The organism is Microbacterium sp. bgisy203, assembly GCF_057706945.1.
Window position 1 is genome coordinate 336008 of sequence record NZ_JBYIPF010000002.1, and the last position, 15607, is coordinate 351614.

The 15607-nt window shown below is 70.9% G+C and carries 13 protein-coding genes; 11 read left to right on the forward strand and 2 right to left on the reverse strand.

Annotated elements, in window-relative coordinates:
- The first annotated feature begins 40 nt into the window (after nt 1-40).
- The 4 genes from AC3ENQ_RS04905 to AC3ENQ_RS04920 are packed head-to-tail and all read left to right on the forward strand — an operon-like array spanning nt 41 to nt 4441.
- A complete protein-coding gene (locus AC3ENQ_RS04905; protein ID WP_431802256.1) occupies nt 41-1420 on the forward strand; it encodes a class I SAM-dependent RNA methyltransferase in 1380 nt (459 codons plus the stop codon).
- Nucleotides 1421-1429: 9 nt separating this feature from the next.
- Nucleotides 1430-2092, forward strand: a complete 663-nt coding sequence (locus AC3ENQ_RS04910) for a response regulator (protein ID WP_431802258.1) — start codon at nt 1430-1432, stop codon at nt 2090-2092.
- 4 nt (nt 2093-2096) lie between these two features.
- Nucleotides 2097-3320, forward strand: coding sequence for a sensor histidine kinase (locus tag AC3ENQ_RS04915; RefSeq protein WP_431802260.1), 1224 nt, complete (start codon nt 2097-2099; stop codon nt 3318-3320).
- Nucleotides 3317-4441, forward strand: coding sequence for a hypothetical protein (locus AC3ENQ_RS04920; protein ID WP_431802262.1), 1125 nt, complete (start codon nt 3317-3319; stop codon nt 4439-4441). The genes AC3ENQ_RS04915 and AC3ENQ_RS04920 overlap by 4 nt, the downstream gene beginning before the upstream one ends.
- Nucleotides 4442-4658: 217 nt before the next feature.
- On the opposite strand, the gene AC3ENQ_RS04925 is transcribed toward AC3ENQ_RS04920, so the two are convergent.
- Together AC3ENQ_RS04925 and AC3ENQ_RS04930 are read right to left on the reverse strand one after the other, a co-directional pair.
- Nucleotides 4659-4946, reverse strand: a complete 288-nt coding sequence (locus tag AC3ENQ_RS04925; protein WP_431802264.1) for an acyl-CoA carboxylase epsilon subunit — start codon at nt 4944-4946, stop codon at nt 4659-4661.
- Nucleotides 4943-6532, reverse strand: a complete 1590-nt coding sequence (locus tag AC3ENQ_RS04930; protein ID WP_431802266.1) for an acyl-CoA carboxylase subunit beta — start codon at nt 6530-6532, stop codon at nt 4943-4945. The genes AC3ENQ_RS04925 and AC3ENQ_RS04930 overlap by 4 nt, the downstream gene beginning before the upstream one ends.
- 326 nt (nt 6533-6858) lie before the next feature.
- Here AC3ENQ_RS04930 and AC3ENQ_RS04935 point away from each other — a divergent pair, with 326 nt between their 5' ends.
- The 7 genes from AC3ENQ_RS04935 to AC3ENQ_RS04965 all read left to right on the forward strand — a co-directional run bounded on the left by AC3ENQ_RS04935 (nt 6859) and on the right by AC3ENQ_RS04965 (nt 15592).
- Nucleotides 6859-7641 carry a biotin--[acetyl-CoA-carboxylase] ligase gene (locus tag AC3ENQ_RS04935; protein WP_431802268.1) on the forward strand — a complete coding sequence of 261 codons (783 nt, stop codon included), beginning with the start codon at nt 6859-6861 and terminating at the stop codon, nt 7639-7641.
- A 124-nt stretch (nt 7642-7765) separates the two neighbouring features.
- Nucleotides 7766-8353 (forward strand): PH domain-containing protein, encoded by a 588-nt coding sequence (locus tag AC3ENQ_RS04940; protein WP_431802270.1) that lies wholly within the window; start codon nt 7766-7768, stop codon nt 8351-8353.
- A gap of 291 nt (nt 8354-8644) precedes the next feature.
- On the forward strand, nt 8645-9760 hold the full coding sequence (locus AC3ENQ_RS04945) for a 5-(carboxyamino)imidazole ribonucleotide synthase (protein WP_431802272.1): 1116 nt from the start codon (nt 8645-8647) through the stop codon (nt 9758-9760).
- A 158-nt stretch (nt 9761-9918) separates the two neighbouring features.
- Nucleotides 9919-10386 carry a 5-(carboxyamino)imidazole ribonucleotide mutase gene (gene purE / locus AC3ENQ_RS04950; RefSeq protein WP_431802602.1) on the forward strand — a complete coding sequence of 156 codons (468 nt, stop codon included), beginning with the start codon at nt 9919-9921 and terminating at the stop codon, nt 10384-10386.
- Nucleotides 10383-11891, forward strand: a complete 1509-nt coding sequence (locus AC3ENQ_RS04955) for an LCP family protein (RefSeq protein ID WP_431802274.1) — start codon at nt 10383-10385, stop codon at nt 11889-11891. The genes purE and AC3ENQ_RS04955 overlap by 4 nt, the downstream gene beginning before the upstream one ends.
- On the forward strand, nt 11888-13039 hold the full coding sequence (locus AC3ENQ_RS04960; protein ID WP_431802276.1) for a glycosyltransferase: 1152 nt from the start codon (nt 11888-11890) through the stop codon (nt 13037-13039). Before AC3ENQ_RS04955 ends, AC3ENQ_RS04960 begins: the two co-directional genes overlap by 4 nt.
- 12 nt (nt 13040-13051) lie before the next feature.
- A complete protein-coding gene (locus AC3ENQ_RS04965) occupies nt 13052-15592 on the forward strand; it encodes a hypothetical protein (protein ID WP_431802278.1) in 2541 nt (846 codons plus the stop codon).
- Nucleotides 15593-15607: the final 15 nt, after the last annotated feature.

Below are 15607 nucleotides of genomic sequence, written 5' to 3' on the forward strand. Positions count from 1 at the left end.
CGCCGCCGCGGGAGAGGGCGGGGTGTGGAAACATCGAAGGATGCAGGACGGCGACACCCTCGAGCTCGACATCACCGACGTGGCCCATGGCGGGGTGTTCGTCGCGCGACACGAGGGGCGCGTCGTCTTCGTGGAGGGCGCGATCCCCGGAGAGCGCGTGCGCGTCGAACTGACCGACACCTCGAAGAGCTCGTTCTGGCGCGGTGACGTGGTGGATGTGACGGATGCCTCGTCGCACCGGCGCCCGCACGTCTGGCGCGCGGCCGACGTCAGCGTTCCACCGGCCGAACGCCCCGGTGGCGCCGACTTCGGGCACATCGACCTCGCGCATCAGCGCGCGCTCAAGACGCGCGTGCTCGACGGCGCCCTCACCCGCTTCGCGGGTATCGACGATCCCACAACCACGATGACCGCAGCAGGTGGCGCCGACGCAGACGAGGCATCCGAGGGCCTCCGGTGGCGCACGCGCGTCAGCCTGCACGTCGACGACGAGGGGCGTATCGGGCCGTTCGCTGCCCGCAGCCACCGCGTCATCGAGACCCCCGACCTGCCCCTCGCGACCGCCGAGATCGAGGAGGTCGCCCGCTCGCTCGACGGCTTCGCCCCGGGGCGCATCGACCTCGTGCAGCCCGCCGACGGCAGCGTTCGGACCATCGTCCGCCCCGCTCCTGCGCCCCGCACGTCCGGGGAATCGTCGCGCGGCGCGGGCCGGGCGGGCCAGCGGAACGGGCGCGGCCGTCGCCCCGCACCGCGCGCGCAACGCCCCACACGCGCCCCCGAAGACCCGACGGCCCGCGAAGTCGTCACCGAGATCGTCGCAGGGTCCTCCGGCGAGCGGCGCTTCCTGGTCGACGCGGGCGGGTTCTGGCAGGTGCACCGCCTCGCGGCATCCACGCTCACCGAGGCGGTTCGCGCCGCGCTCGACACCGCAGGCGGGGTCGACCCGGCCGCGCAGCACCTCGACCTCTACGGCGGCGTGGGACTCTTCGCCGCCGCCCTCGCCGAGGCGGGCGGCTCCTCCACGCGCGTGACGAGCGTCGAAGCCGACGCCCGAGCGACCGAGCACGCCGGCGAGAACCTCGCCGAGTGGGTCGGAGCGCGCGCCGAGACCGAGCGCACCGACCGCTACCTCGCGCGCCTGCTCGCGCAGGCGGGTTCTGCCGAGCGGGAGCGTCTCGCGCGCGGGGTCGTGCTGCTCGATCCGCCGCGCGCCGGCGCCGGGCGCGCGGTCGTCGAACAGGTCGCCGAGTTGGCACCGGCATCCGTGGTCTACGTCGCCTGCGACCCCGTCGCGCTCGCGCGCGACCTCGGCACCTTCCGCGCGCGGGGCTACGAGCCGCTGCGGATCGACGCGTTCGACCTCTTCCCGCACTCGCATCACGTCGAGGCTGTCGCGACGCTCGCGCGCGCCGCTGGCTAGGCTCATCGCATGACCCGCGTCGCAGTCATCGACGATCACGAGTCCGTCCGGCTCGGACTCGAAGCGGCGTGCGCCCGTGCGGGCACGAAGGAGGTCGTCTTCTCGGGGAGCACGGTGCGCGAGTACCTCGCGTGGCGCCAGGCGACCGCCGCGGCACCCGCCGACATCGTCGTGCTCGACCTCACCCTCGGCGACGGCACCACCGTCACCGAGAACGTCTCTGCCGTGGTCGCCGACGGCTCGCCCGTCCTCATCCACAGCGTCGCCGATCGCCCTGCCGCCGTCCGCGAGGCGCTCGCCGCGGGAGCCGCCGGCGTCATCAGCAAGGCCTCGCGGACCGACGACGTGCTCGCCGCGATCCGCACGATCGCGCACGGCGAGGCTCTCGAGAACCTCGAATGGGCCAGCGCCGTCGACGGCGACCGCGCCTTCGCCGACGCGCAGCTGGCCACGCGCGAGCGGGAGGTGCTGCGCCTGTACGCCGCGGGATTGCCGCTGAAGTCGGTCGCCGAGCGCCTGGGCATCGCCTACTCGACGGCCAAGGAGAACATCACGCGCATCCGGGTGAAGTACACCGAGGTCGGGCGGCCCGCCCCGACGAAGATCGAGCTGCGCCTGCGTGCCATCGAAGACGGGCTGGTCGCCGGCGATACGGCCGCCGGCGGCCGCTGAGGCGATGTCGGTCACGGCCGGATCCGTCGCGCCGGCAGCGCCGCGCGCCGACCCACCCGGCCCGGAGAGATTCACCGAGGCGCGCGTCGAACGGATCATCCGCCTCGTCGTCGCCCTCGGGTGCGCCGTGCTCGGCGCGCAGTCGTTCCTCAACGCGATCGGCTCCACGCAGGAGGATGCCGCGTGGCACATCGCCTTGATGGTCGGAACGTTCGCGCCGCTCGCACTCATGATCCTCGCGCTTGTCACCGGCGTGTGGGCGCGTGCGGCCAGCGGGGCGTGCGCCGTCGCGCTGCTCGTCGTGTTCGCGTGCTGGCCGCTCGCCACACGAGGCATCGCGTCGTCGCCGCACGAGCAGCCCTGGATCTGGTACCTCATCAACGTGGCGTGCGCGGCCGCCGTGGTGGCCTTCTCGCTGCCCGTCCAGATCGCCTGGGCGACGATCGCGCCCCTCACCTACGCGGTCGTCCGACTGGCGCAGGTGGGGACGGCCGACGAGGAGATGATCTCCGTCGTGCTGGATGCCGTCTTCGCGATGATCCTCGCAGGCCTCATCATCGCGCTGGCATGGCTCCTGCGTTCGATGGGGAGGAGCGTCGACCAAGCACGGGGCGCCGCCGTGGAGTCGTACGCGGCGGCCGCCGCCGCGGATGCCGCCGAGTCCGAACGCATCGCCGTCGCGGCGCTCATGCACGACAGCGTCCTGGCAGCGCTCATCGCCGCTGAACGCGCCACGACGCCGCGCGAGGAGGCGCTCGCGGTCGCGATGGCGCGCGAGGCGCTCACCCGCCTCGCGAACGCCGAACAAGACGCGCGCGAGGGCTCCGACGAGACGGTACCCGCGGCATCCCTCGCCGGAGACATCGAGCGCGCCGCGGCGGAGGCGGGGCTCGAGCTGCAGGTCGCCTCGCACGTCTCGGACGACGCGCCGCCCGTGCCCGGGCGCGTCGCCCGGGCCGTCGTGCTCGCGGCATCGCAGGCGCTGGCGAACGCCGCGCAGCATGCCACCGGCCGCGGCGTGACGGTGACATTGGCGGCCGATGCGCGCGCCCTCGCCGTTCGTGTCGCCGATGCCGGAACGGGGTTCGTCCCCGCCGAGGTCGCGCACGACCGTCTCGGCATCCGCGGATCGATCGTCGCCCGCATGGCAGCGGCCGGCGGACGGGGCCGCGTGCAGACCGGCCGGACGGGCACGACGGTCCTCCTCGACTGGGAGTATCCGTCGTGAGGTCGGCTGTCTCGGGGGTGCGGGGCGCACTGACCCTCCTCTCCGTCGCTTTCACCGCCTACCTCGCGGTGGGCGCCCTGGTGTGGACGGTCGCTCCCGCGCATCCGTTCCTGCAGATCGGCGCCGTCGCGCTCTACCTCGTCACGACCTGGCTCTGCATCCTCTGGCGTCCTTCAGCGCGCACGCACGACGATGCGGGCGCCGACGGAGTGAGCCCGATGGTGCAGGGTCTGCTCAATGTGCGATCGCGGCTGCCCGTCTGGGTCGCGACACTCGCCGTCGCCGCGGCGGTGATCGTTCCGAACGCGAGCTGGCTGGCTGCGCGTCCGGAGGCGCGGCTGACCGACTACGCCACTTGGGGTCTGGGCGCCGTCGGGGCTCTCATGGCGATCGTGATCGTGCGCCGGCGCCCGTGGGCGGCGTGGACGGGCGTCGCGCTGGCGGCAGTGTCGGCAGCGTTCTGGATCGGCGGGCCGTCCGCGCTCGCGTTGGGAGTCGTGGGCGCCGTCCTGTGGGTGGGGGCGGCGCAGCTGATCGGCGTGCTCCTCGCGCGTGCGGCGCGCGACACCTCCCAGCTCACACGCTTGCAGCGGGATGCTTCGGAATGGCTGGCCGCGCAGGAGGGTATGCGCCGCGAGCGCCGGGTGCTCGTCCAGCGCGCACTCGCCGTCGCGGGACCCGTCCTCGCCCACACGATCGAGGTGGGCGGCCGACTCGACGACACGGAGCGGAACCTGGCGCGGATCGCGGAGGCGACGCTTCGCGACGAGCTGCGCGGCGCAGCGCTCCTCGATGACGACGTGCGCTCGGCGCTCGCGCGTGCGCGTGCGGGCGGCGCCACGGCATCCGTTCTCGATGAGGACGGTCTCGACGGACTGTCCGCGGCCGAGCGCGCCGCCGTGCGCGCCGAGCTCGCAACGATCGTCGGTCGGGCGAGGTCGGAGCGGCTGTACATCCGCACCTCTCGTCATCCGCAGATCGCGGTGACCGTCGTCGGTCGCTCCACGGCGCCGGACGGCGAGGAGACGGTCGACCTCTGGCATGAGATCGCGCGGGGGGGCGTGGCGGGCACCGAGGGCGCAGACCGAGGGGAAACGGCCTCGTCAGGCCCTGGCGATTAAGGGGGCGAGGGGCGGCGAAGCCGCCCGCCCCTCGCCATGCGAGCCGGTTACCCGAAAACCTGCTCGCGAGGGTGCGGCGCGCAAGAAACGCGTTGCACCGAACGCGAATGCGTTCCAGCTCTTTCAGTGTGCCCGCCCGCAAGAGCTTTGTCTGTAGGTATTTCGGGGGACAAGAAAACAGTTCTCCGACCGACCGGGGTGTGCCGCGTCGACGTCGTCAGCCCCCGAAGCGGCCCCAGCCGATCTCGCGGCGGAGCGGTTCGCGCATCGCGCGCGCCGACACGCGCCACGCCGACGGGTGCGGCTCCGGTTCGGCGATGGCCGCGGCCGCCTCGTGCTCGTAAGCCTCGGTCACGACAGCGACGACAGCGGCGAGCTCCTCCGCCGTCGGCGACCCGCGGCGGATCTCGACGTGGAGGTCTCGCTCGTCGCGTTCGGGGGAGCCGGACGCCGCGTCGGCGCCGACGTCCGCGGCATCCGTCGCCGCCGCGTTCTGCGCGCTCACAGCGGGATGTTCCCGTGCTTCTTCGGGGGCAGGCTCGCGCGCTTGCCGCGCAGCGAGCGCAGCGCCTTGGCGACCGCCACGCGGGTCTGCGCGGGCTCGATGATGCCGTCGAGCTCGCCGCGCTCGGCGGCGAGGAAGGGTGAGGCGACGTTGTAGGTGTACTCGCTCGCGAGGCGGGCGCGGACGGCGGCGACGTCCTCTCCGGCGGCCTCCGCCTTCTTCAGCTCGCCGCGGTACAGGATGTTGACGGCGCCCTGGCCGCCCATGACGGCGATCTCGGCCGTCGGCCAGGCGAGGTTGATGTCGGCGCCGAGCTGCTTGGAGCCCATGACGATGTACGCGCCGCCGTACGCCTTCCGCAGGATGACGGTGACCAGCGGCACCGTCGCCTCGGCGTACGCGTAGAGGAGCTTCGCGCCGCGGCGGATGACGCCCGTCCATTCCTGGTCGGTGCCGGGAAGGTAGCCGGGGACGTCGACGAGGGTGACGATCGGGATCGAGAACGCATCGCAGAACCGCACGAACCGGCTCGACTTCTCTCCCGCCTCGATGTTCAGGGTGCCGGCCATCTGCGACGGCTGGTTCGCGATGATGCCGACCGTCCGCCCCTCGATCCGGCCGAGGCCGATCACGATGTTCGGGGCGAACAGAGGCTGCACCTCGAGGAAGTCGCCCGCGTCCACGATGGTGCGGATCACGGTGTGGATGTCGTAGGGCTGATTCGGAGAGTCGGGGATCACCGCGTTGAGCGTGCGATCGGCATCCGTCGTCTCCCACTCGAAGGCGTTCTCGTAGACCGGGATCTCCGACATGTTGTTGTCGGGGAGGAAGCCGATCATCGTGCGCACGTAGTCGAGCGCGTCGTCCTCGTCCTCGGCGAGGTAGTGCGCGACGCCGGAGCGGGTGTTGTGCGTGTAAGCGCCGCCGAGCTCCTCCATGCCGACGTCTTCGCCGGTGACCGTCTTGATGACGTCGGGACCGGTCACGAACATCTGGCTCGTCTTGTCGACCATGACGACGAAGTCGGTGAGCGCGGGGGAGTAGACGGCGCCGCCGGCGGCGGGACCCATGATGATCGAGATCTGCGGGATGACGCCCGAGGCGGCCGTGTTGAGGCGGAAGATCTCGCCGTACTTGCCGAGCGCGACGACGCCCTCCTGGATACGCGCGCCGCCCGAATCGAGGATGCCGATGATCGGCATGCCGCCGCGGAGCGCGAACTCCATGACCTTGATGATCTTCTCGCCCGCGACCTCGCCGAGCGAGCCGCCGAAGGTGGTGAAGTCCTGGGCATAGACGGCGACCGTGCGTCCGTGGATCGTGCCGACGCCCGTGACGACCGAGTCGCCGTAGGGGCGGGAGCGGTCCATGCCGAAGGCGCTCGTGCGGTGGCGGACGTACTCGTCGAGTTCGACGAACGAGCCCGGGTCGACGAGCGCCTCGATGCGCTCGCGGGCCGTCATCTTGCCCTTGGCGTGCTGCTTCTCGCGGGCGGTGCTCTCCGCATCGACGACCGCCTCCTGGTAGCGGGCGCGGAGGTCGGCGATCTTGCCGGCGGTCGTGGAGAGGTCACTCGGGTCGGTCACGCGTTCCACCCTAGCGACCGCGATGCGCGGATCGTTGGGGGAGTGCGACAACGGCATCCGTGTTTCGCTGTTGCCGTTCGCTATTCGGATGCTTGGGCGGAGGGCGCGGTGGGCGCTTCCGAGCGCTTCCGGGCGCTTCGAACGCCCGTGGAGTACCAGTCGTCGGATCGGTGGTGCTGTAGTGAACGGATGTGAAGGATGAGGCATCCATCCGTCGATCGCTCCGACGACGGGACCTCTATCCACGCGATTCGGGCTCCTCGAGACCGGGCCGCGCCCTCGGGGATGCCCTCCTGCGGGCGCCGTCCGAGGCCTAGAGTGGCGCTATGCCGATCCCGAACGAGGGTTACCCCCTGGCCGCCGCCGTCACGCCCCGCCTGCAGGTGATCGGGTCGGTCGACTCGACCAACGCCAAGCTGCTGCACGACGCCGCGCGCGACCCCGAAGGCCACCCGCACCTTTCGACGCTTCTCACGCGCGATCAGCGCGCCGGCCGCGGACGGCGCGACCGCTCGTGGGTGACGCCGCCCGATTCGGCGCTCGCCGTCTCCGTCCTGCTTGAGGTCGGTGCCGTCGCCCTCGAGAACCGCGGCTGGATTCCGCTCATCGCGGGAGCTGCGATGGCGGATGCCGTGGGTGCACAGCTCTCGGATGTCTCGCTCAAGTGGCCCAATGACGTCTTGGTGGGGGTGGGGCCCCAGGCGCGGAAGATCAGCGGCATCCTCGTCGAAGTCCTCCCGTCCGACCCGCGCACGGTCGTCGTCGGCGCGGGTGTCAACACGACGATGGAGACGATCGACCTGCCGGTGCCGACCGCAACCTCTTTCGCCGACCAGGGCGCCGTCGCCGATGAGGATCGCCTGCTCGCCGACTACCTCACGGCGCTGCGCGACGGCATCGCCGACCTCGCGGTCGGGGGTGGCGCCGTCGTCGCGCCGCGGGTGAGCGAGCGGTGCCGCACGATCGGCTCAGAGGTCGAGGTGACGCTTCCCGACGGCGTGGTGCTGCACGGCCGGGCCGTTCGGCTGGATGACACCGGCCGCCTCGTCGTCGGAACGAACGGTGTCGAGACCGTGGTGGCCGCGGGCGACGTCGTGCACGTACGGTAGTCCGCCCGCACTCCGGCCATCGGTGCTCCGCTTCCTCAGGCCATCGGCGCCCGCTCCCTCCGGCGAAACGCCGGAAACCGGCCGGTTGCCCGGCCGAACGCACCCGCGTCGGCACAATGAGAGGGTGACCCAGCCGACCGCGTACACCGGGCGCCCCGCGACACCCGCTCCGGGTGCTGTCGTGCCCGAGCGGCGGATCGCGCGGGTGCGCGGGCACGCGCGCCGACTGTTCTGGTCGGCGCTCGTCGTCATCGCGGTCGCCGGCGGGGTGGGCTACTTCACCGGCAATCTGCCGGCCCAGTTCAGCGCATGGGCGGAGGACTGGATGCTGTGGGCGACGGCGGGCGCCCTCATCCTGCTCTTCGCGATCGTGCCGTATCTTCGGTGGCTCTCGCGCACCTACACGGTGACGACGCGGCGCGTGATCGCCCGGTCGGGGGTCTTCGGACGCCACCGCTTCGAGCTCAGCCATGCCCGCGGCTACACGATCGGCGAACGCCGCGGCCCGATCCAGCGCCTGTGGGGCACCGGGACGCTGACTCTGTCGAACGGCGTCGACGAGCCGCTGCGCATGGTCGACATCCCGTCCGTCCGGCTCATGCACGAGGTGCTCGCCGACCAGGTCGAGGTCAACCAGATCCTCGCGCACCGCGACTCGCACGCGATCCCGATCATCGATCCCGGCCCGCCCCCTCCGCTGCCCGGCCGGTAGCGGGCGCCACGGCGTCCGGGCGCCCCCGCCCCCGCGCCCGCCTCGGCGGCGCCCGCCCCAGCGTCCGCGCGCCGCCCCGCCCACCCCGCGAGACCGCGTGTTCTCGACGAGACCCGCCGTCGGAAGCGCGGGTCTCGTCGAGAACGCACGGTCTCGGGGAAGTGCCGGCGCGCGCGGCGCGGGAGGCAGGCGTGCGCGACGCGGGAAGCTCCGGTCCGTGCGAGGGGAGCGCGGTGAGCGCTCAGGTGCCCGCCGGACCTGAAAGGATGGACGCGTCGAAAGGGACGCGTCATGGCACTCACACTCGGAATCGTCGGGGGCGGGCAACTCGCCCGCATGATGATCGCGCCGGCCGTCGAACTCGGGATCGACGTGCGCGTGCTCGCGGAGGAGCCGGGCATGTCGGCATCCCTCGCCGCGACCGCGACCGGCGATTACCGCGACCTGGAGACCGTCCGCGTCTTCGCGGAGGGCGTCGACGTCGTCACGTTCGACCACGAGCACGTACCGCAGGAGGTGCTCCGTGCGCTCGTCGACGGCGGCGTCGCCGTGCACCCCGGTCCCGATGCGCTTCAGTTCGCGCAGGACAAGCTCCGCATGCGCGCCCGGCTCGCGGAGCTCGGCATCCCCCAGCCGGAGTGGGCCGAAGTGGCGGATGCCGCACAGCTGCAGACCTTCCTGGACAGCAACGGCGGCCGGGTCGTCGTGAAGACGCCGCGCGGCGGGTACGACGGCAAGGGCGTCCGCGTCGTTTCGTCGCCGGACGAGGTCGCCGACTGGTTCGGCGACGGTCCGCTCCTCGCGGAGGAGCTCGTCGACTTCTCGCGGGAACTCGCCCAGCAGGTTGCGCGCCGACCCTCCGGCGAGCTCGTCACGTATCCCGTCGTCGAGACGGTGCAGCGGGGCGGCGTCTGCGCCGAGGTGATCGCCCCCGCCCCGCACGGCGCCGCACGCCTCCCCGAGGTCGCCGCGGAAATCGGCACGACCATCGCCGAGGGCCTCGGAGTCACCGGCATGCTCGCCGTCGAGCTCTTCGAAACCACCGACGAACGACTCCTCGTCAACGAGCTCGCGATGCGCCCGCACAACAGCGGTCACTGGAGCCAGGACGGCGCGATCACCTCGCAGTTCGAGCAGCACGTGCGCGCCGTGCTCGACCTGCCCCTCGGCGACGCCGTTCCGCGGCAGCCGTGGGCGGTCATGGTCAACATCCTCGGCGGGCCGGCGACCGACACCTTGGAGAGCCGCCTTCCCGCGGCGCTCGATGCGCACCCGGCCGTCAAGGTCCACACGTACGGCAAGGCGCCGCGCCCCGGGCGCAAGGTGGGCCACGTGAATGCGACGGGCGAAGAGTTGGATGCCGTCGTCTACGACGCCCGCGCCGCAGCGGCGTTCTTCGCGGACTGACGGCGTTTCGACTCGCTGCGTTCGCGAGGCGACCGGGGCTGCGTTCGCGGGGAGGCCGGGTCTGCGTGGCGTTCCGGGATTCTTCCAGGGTGTCGCCCTAGCCTGGTGCGGTGACTTCGGCTCTCCACTCCTCGGCATCCCCTCTCGTCGGTGTCGTCATGGGCTCCGATTCGGACTGGCGGGTCATGAGCGACGCCTCGCAGGTGTTGAGCGAGTTCGGCATCCCGCATGAGGTCGAGGTGGTTTCGGCGCATCGGACCCCCGACAAGCTCATCCGCTACGGGCGCGAGGCTCGCGCGCGGGGCCTGCGCGCGATCGTGGCGGGCGCAGGGGGTGCGGCGCACCTCCCCGGCATGCTGGCGTCGGTCACGGCGCTGCCGGTGATCGGCGTGCCCGTGCAGCTGGCGACGCTCGACGGGCTCGATTCGCTGCTCAGCATCGTGCAGATGCCCGCCGGCATCCCCGTGGCGACCGTATCGATCAACGGCGCGAAGAACGCCGGGCTCCTCGCCGCGCGGATCCTCGGCGCGTCCGATGACCGGCTCGGCGACCGGGTCGAGCAGTACGCGCGCCTTCTCGAAGAGCAGGTCGAGGAGAAGAACCGGCGCCTGAAGGACTCGCTGTGAGCGTCGCCTCGCCGCCGCGGCCGTCGTCGCCGGGAGCGTCCCGTCCCGCCTCCGGTGCGAGCCAGCGAGCGCAGCAGAAGGCGGATGCCGTCGTGCTCGGCGACCAGCCGATCCGGCGCCCCGACACGCGCTCGCCGAAGGTGATGACCCGGCGCGCGTGGTGGCTCGTGGTCTTGAACTTCCTCCTCCCGGGGTCGGCGCAGAGCCTCGCGGGAAACCGGCGCCTCGGACGCGTCGGCCTCACGGCGACGATCGTCATGTGGGTGCTCGTCCTGGTCGCCGTCGCGATGGCGCTGCTCTGGCCGACGATGCTCGGGACGCTCGCGTCGAACGGCTTCGTCCTCCTCCTCGTGCAGATCGTGCTGCTCGCCTACGCGGTGCTGTGGGTCGTCCTGACCGTCGACACCCTGCGGCTCGTGCGGCTCGTGCGTGCGCGCCCCGGCGCGCGACCCGCGATCGCGGCGCTCGCGATCGTCGGCGTCGTCCTCGGCAGTGGTGGGGCCGTGTATGCCGCGCAGCAGCTCATCGCGCCCGCGCGCGAGCTGATCGCCTCGATCTTCACCAACAACGCGCCGCCGGTCCCGCCGTCGAACGGGTACTACAACATCCTGCTGCTTGGGGCAGATTCGGGGCTCGGCCGCGACTCGATGCGCTTCGACAGCATCTCGGTCGTGTCGGTGAACGCCGACACCGGGGCCGTGCACATCACCGGCATCCCGCGTGATCTTGCCCATGCGCCGTTCTCGGAGGGGCCGATGAGCGAGCTCTACCCGAACGGTTTCGAGGGGCATCCCTCGTCGACCTGCGGATGGGGCCCGGGCATCAACCAGCTGATGAACGCTGTGGAGATCTGCCAGCCCGATGGGGGTAAGGACATCTATCCCGATGCCGCGGCGCAGAGCTCCACGCCCGCGATCGAGGCCACGAAGTCGGCCGCGGAGGGGATTCTCGGGGTCGAGATCCCGTATTACGTCTTCGTCGACATGAAGGGCTTCGCCGACATCGTCGATGCGCTCGGCGGTGTCGACATCACCGTGCAGGAGCGGCTGCCCAAGGGCGGCGGGCCCTCGTACGAAGGCGAGCCGGCGGAGGACTGGGCGATCGGGTGGATCGAGGCCGGTCCGCAGCACATGGATGGGGACACCGCCCAGTGGTACGCGCGCTCGCGCTACACCACGAGCGACTGGGATCGCATGCGCCGTCAGCGCGAGTTGCAGCAGGCGATCCTCGCGCAGGCGAATCCCGCGAATGTCCTAACGCGGTTCCAGGAGGTCGCGAAGGCGGGGGAGGACCTCGTGCAGACCGACATTCCGGCCGGCGCCCTCGGCTACTTCGTCGAGCTCGCCGCCAAGGCGAAGGAGCAGCCCGTCCAGACGCTCGAGCTGACCCCCGACGGTGCCGGGATCTCCACGGAGAAGCCGACCGCCGAGCAATACGCGCACGTGCGCGAGCTCATCCAGCAGGCGCTGTACCCCCCGTCGCCGAGTCCGACCCCCGCCCCGTGACAGCCCTGTTGCGGGTCGTGCTCGACCAAGTGGTGGCGCCGACCGCGTCGGATCTCACGACCGCGTCGCGCGAACTCGGGCGCGCGCTCGTGCGCACGGCGCCCGCCGGCTGCGCCGTCGAGGCGATCGTCCCCGCCGTGCCCGATGCCGCCGGGACGCTCGAGGGAGCAGTCCCCGGGCTCGCGTCTCTGTCGCGGGCGTCGCTCGGGCGTCGCGAGCTCGCCGCCGCGTGGCAGCTGGGGGTCGCGCCGGGGATCGGCGGCGGGATGATCCATTCGCCGACGCTTATGGCGCCGCTCGTGCGGCACGACCGCGTCAACGACAACGACCAGACCGTCGTCACAATCTGGGATCTGGATGCCTGGGAGCGCGGCGCCGAGCTGCACCGCGGTGCCGTCACCTGGCAGAAGGCGATGCTGAAGCGCGCCGCGCGCTTCGCCGACGCCGTGGTCGTGCCGACGCATGCCATGGCAGCGCGCGTCTCCGAACTTGGGGCCTTCGGCGACCGGGTACGGGTGATCGCCGGCGCCGCCCCCGCCGGATTCGCGGTGCCGACCGATGAGATCGGGCGTCGGCGCGCGCTCGGAGTGCCGGAAGGGTTCGTGCTCGCATCAGGTTCATCGTCGCCGTCGGCGCGGGTGGGGGACGCCTTCGGCGCTGTGGTCGCCGCGGGTCTGGACGTCGCCGTCGTGGTGATCGACGTTCCGGAGGGCGATGCGGATGCCGTCACCGCGCTCGCCTCGGCATCCGGCCTCTCGAGCGACCGCGTGGTCGCGCTCGGCGCTCTCGACGACGCGGACCGCGGGGCGCTGCTGGGCGGCGCGGTCGCGTTCGTCGCGCCGTCGCGTCTGTCCGCCTTCCCGTGGCGGCTCGTCGAGGCGCTTGCGGTGGGCCTGCCGGTGGTGGCCGTCGACACGCCCGTCCACCGCGAAGTGGTCTGGGACGGGGGAGCGCTCGTGGAGGCGGACCCCTCGGACGCCGGGTCTTCGACGTCTTCCGCGGCTGCGGCGCTTGGTGCCGCGCTCGCCGAGGTGCTCGGGTCCACGGCATCCGTCGAGCGGTACGGCGTACTCGCCGCGGACCGCGGAAGGGCGTTCTCGTGGTTCGGCGCCGCGGAGCGGGTGTGGATGCTGCACGCCGATCTCTAGGGCGCGGCTTCGGTGCGCCACATTGATGATGAGAAAGTGGTAACAATCATTGACTTCCGTCACAATGTTCACATGAGTACCCGAAACTCGACGTTGGTCGCACGCCGCGCTCGCTCCGGAGCCGCCGCGATCCTCGCGTCTCTGGCGCTCATCGCGTCCCTGTTCGTCGCGGCGCCTGCCGTTGCTGCGGAGCCGGTCTCCGCGTCCGCGCCGGCGGCTGCCGCTGCGCTGGATGCCGCCGCGTCTGCGCCCGACGTGTCCGCCGGCATCGTGAAGGCAGCGCCCGTCGTCGGCTTCGATCCGGAGAACATCATCTCGGATGCGCTGTTCTACGACGGCGCGGCGATGACAGCAGCCGAAATCCAGAGCTTTCTCGACAGCAAGATCGGGCGATGCGAGAATGGCAAGTGCCTCAACGTGATCAACGCGAGCATCTCCGACAAGGCGGAGTGGGTATCGCAGACGACCGGTCAACTCGTGTGCTCCGCCATCAAGGGCGGCACCATGAAGGTTTCGGAGCTCATCTACCGCATGCAGACCGCGTGCGGGATCTCGGCGAAGGTCATCCTCGTCACGCTCCAGAAGGAGCAGGGCCTCGTCACCAGCACCGCACCGAGTGACTGGAATCTTCAGGCCGCGATGGGTGCCTCCTGTCCGGACACCGCACCGTGCGACCCCTCCTTCAAGGGCGTCGGCCCGCAGATCTTCAAGGGCACGCAGCAGCTCAAGACCTACAAGGCGACACGGTTCGCACGACAGCCGGGCGTGCACTTCATCGGGTGGAGCCCGAACTCCGCGTGCGGCGGCACCAATCTCAACATCCGCAACTACGCGACCGCCGCGCTCTACAACTACACGCCGTATCAGCCGAACAAAGCCGCGCTCAACGCCGGCTACGGCATCGGCGACGGCTGCTCGAGCTACGGCAACCGCAACTTCTACAACTACTACACGCAGTGGTTCGGGTCGACGCAGGGCGCCGACACATCGCATTCTCCCTTCGGCGGATACAACCTCGTGGTGAGCCGCGGGCAGGTCACAGTTCAGGGGTGGGCGATCGATCCCGACGCCCCGACCCAGTCGCTAAGTGTCGTCGTGAGGGTGAACGGAGAGGCCAACTGGGCTTCCTTCACCGCCGACGCGTATCGACCCGATGTGGCGAAGGCCTACCCTGGAGTCGGCGACCGGCATGGAATGGACTCGACGTTCGAGGTGCGCGGAGGAGACACAACGGTCTGCGTCGCCGTGAAGAACGCAGGCATCGGTTCAGACGCGGACTTCGGATGCACACCCGTATTTGTGGAGTCCGCGTCGCCGCACGGCGGAACGACGATTCGCGCTGTCCCGGGGGGAATCCACATCGAAGGGTGGACAGTCGACACTGACACCCGCGATCCGCTCGCCGTCCACGTGTATATCGACGGCGTCGGCTCCGCCTACAAGGCGAACGCATACCGTCCCGATGTCGGAGCAGTCTTCAAGGACTCGGGAGACAACCACGGCATCGATCTCTCGATCCCGACGACTTTGGGTGCTCATCAGGTGTGCGTCTACGGCATCAATGTCGGCCTCGGCTTCAATATGCTGCTCGGAGAATGCACGACGGTCCGAGTGACGACGAGTGCTGACCCCGTCGGCGCCGTCGACTCGATCTCGGCTGTGCCCGGAGGACTCCGCGTGAAGGGATGGGTCACTGACCCCAACGCCACGGGCCCGATGACGGTTCACGCATGGATGGGGAGTTCGGCGACGGCGATCCGTGCACAGACCATTCGCACCGATGCCAGGGTCGCCTCTGGTTCGACCGCCTATGGCTTCGACGCTGTCATCCCGTCGCGAACTGGATCGCAGCAGGTCTGCCTCTACGGCATCAACGTGGGATGGGGGGGAAACGTCCTCCTCGGTTGCGGCGCGAGCACCGTGCTCGCCGGCGACCCCTTCGGCGGAATGGACGTTGCAATCGTTGACGGCGATGCGGTTCTGCGGGGCTGGTCGATCGATCCTGACACGACGGATTCGATCCCCGTGCACGTCTACGTGGACGGCGCGTCCCGAGCGGTCACTGCGGACGCGTCCCGGCCGGATGTCGGGCGGGTTTATCCGGGTTATGGGAACTCTCATGGGATCGACGCGAAGCTGAACCTCTCGGCGGGGCGACACAGTGTCTGCGCATACGGGATCAACTCCGCTGGCGGCGGTGGGAACGCGCTCTTGGGTTGCCAGGACATTGTGGTGCCGAATCGTTCGCCCTTCGGAGGAACCGATGCCACCGTCGTCGCCGGGGGTGTGCAGCTCCGCGGGTGGACCATCGACCCTGACACGACGGGCGCGATAGCTGTGCACGTATACGCGGACGGCGTCGCCGTAGCCGTGTTGACGGCGAACGCATCCAGGCCCGACGTCGCGGGCGCGTATCCGGGATTCGGTGCCCAACACGGATTGGACGCGTTCATCCCGCTGTCTAAGGGGGCTCATCAAGTGTGCAGCTACGGCATCAACGTCGGCCGAGGATCGAACTCGCTGCTGGCGTGCCAATCCGTGGTCGTGGTCTGATAGAAGCCGCGCCGC

What these genes read in the sequence shown, in the direction of transcription:
- AC3ENQ_RS04905 (WP_431802256.1), top strand. Translation starts at nt 41, where the DNA reads ATGCAGGACGGCGACACCCTCGAGCTCGACATCACCGACGTGGCCCAT.
- AC3ENQ_RS04910 (WP_431802258.1), top strand. Translation starts at nt 1,430, where the DNA reads ATGACCCGCGTCGCAGTCATCGACGATCACGAGTCCGTCCGGCTCGGA.
- AC3ENQ_RS04915 (WP_431802260.1), top strand. Translation starts at nt 2,097, where the DNA reads ATGTCGGTCACGGCCGGATCCGTCGCGCCGGCAGCGCCGCGCGCCGAC.
- AC3ENQ_RS04935 (WP_431802268.1), top strand. Translation starts at nt 6,859, where the DNA reads ATGCCGATCCCGAACGAGGGTTACCCCCTGGCCGCCGCCGTCACGCCC.
- AC3ENQ_RS04945 (WP_431802272.1), top strand. Translation starts at nt 8,645, where the DNA reads ATGGCACTCACACTCGGAATCGTCGGGGGCGGGCAACTCGCCCGCATG.
- purE (WP_431802602.1), top strand. Translation starts at nt 9,919, where the DNA reads ATGGGCTCCGATTCGGACTGGCGGGTCATGAGCGACGCCTCGCAGGTG.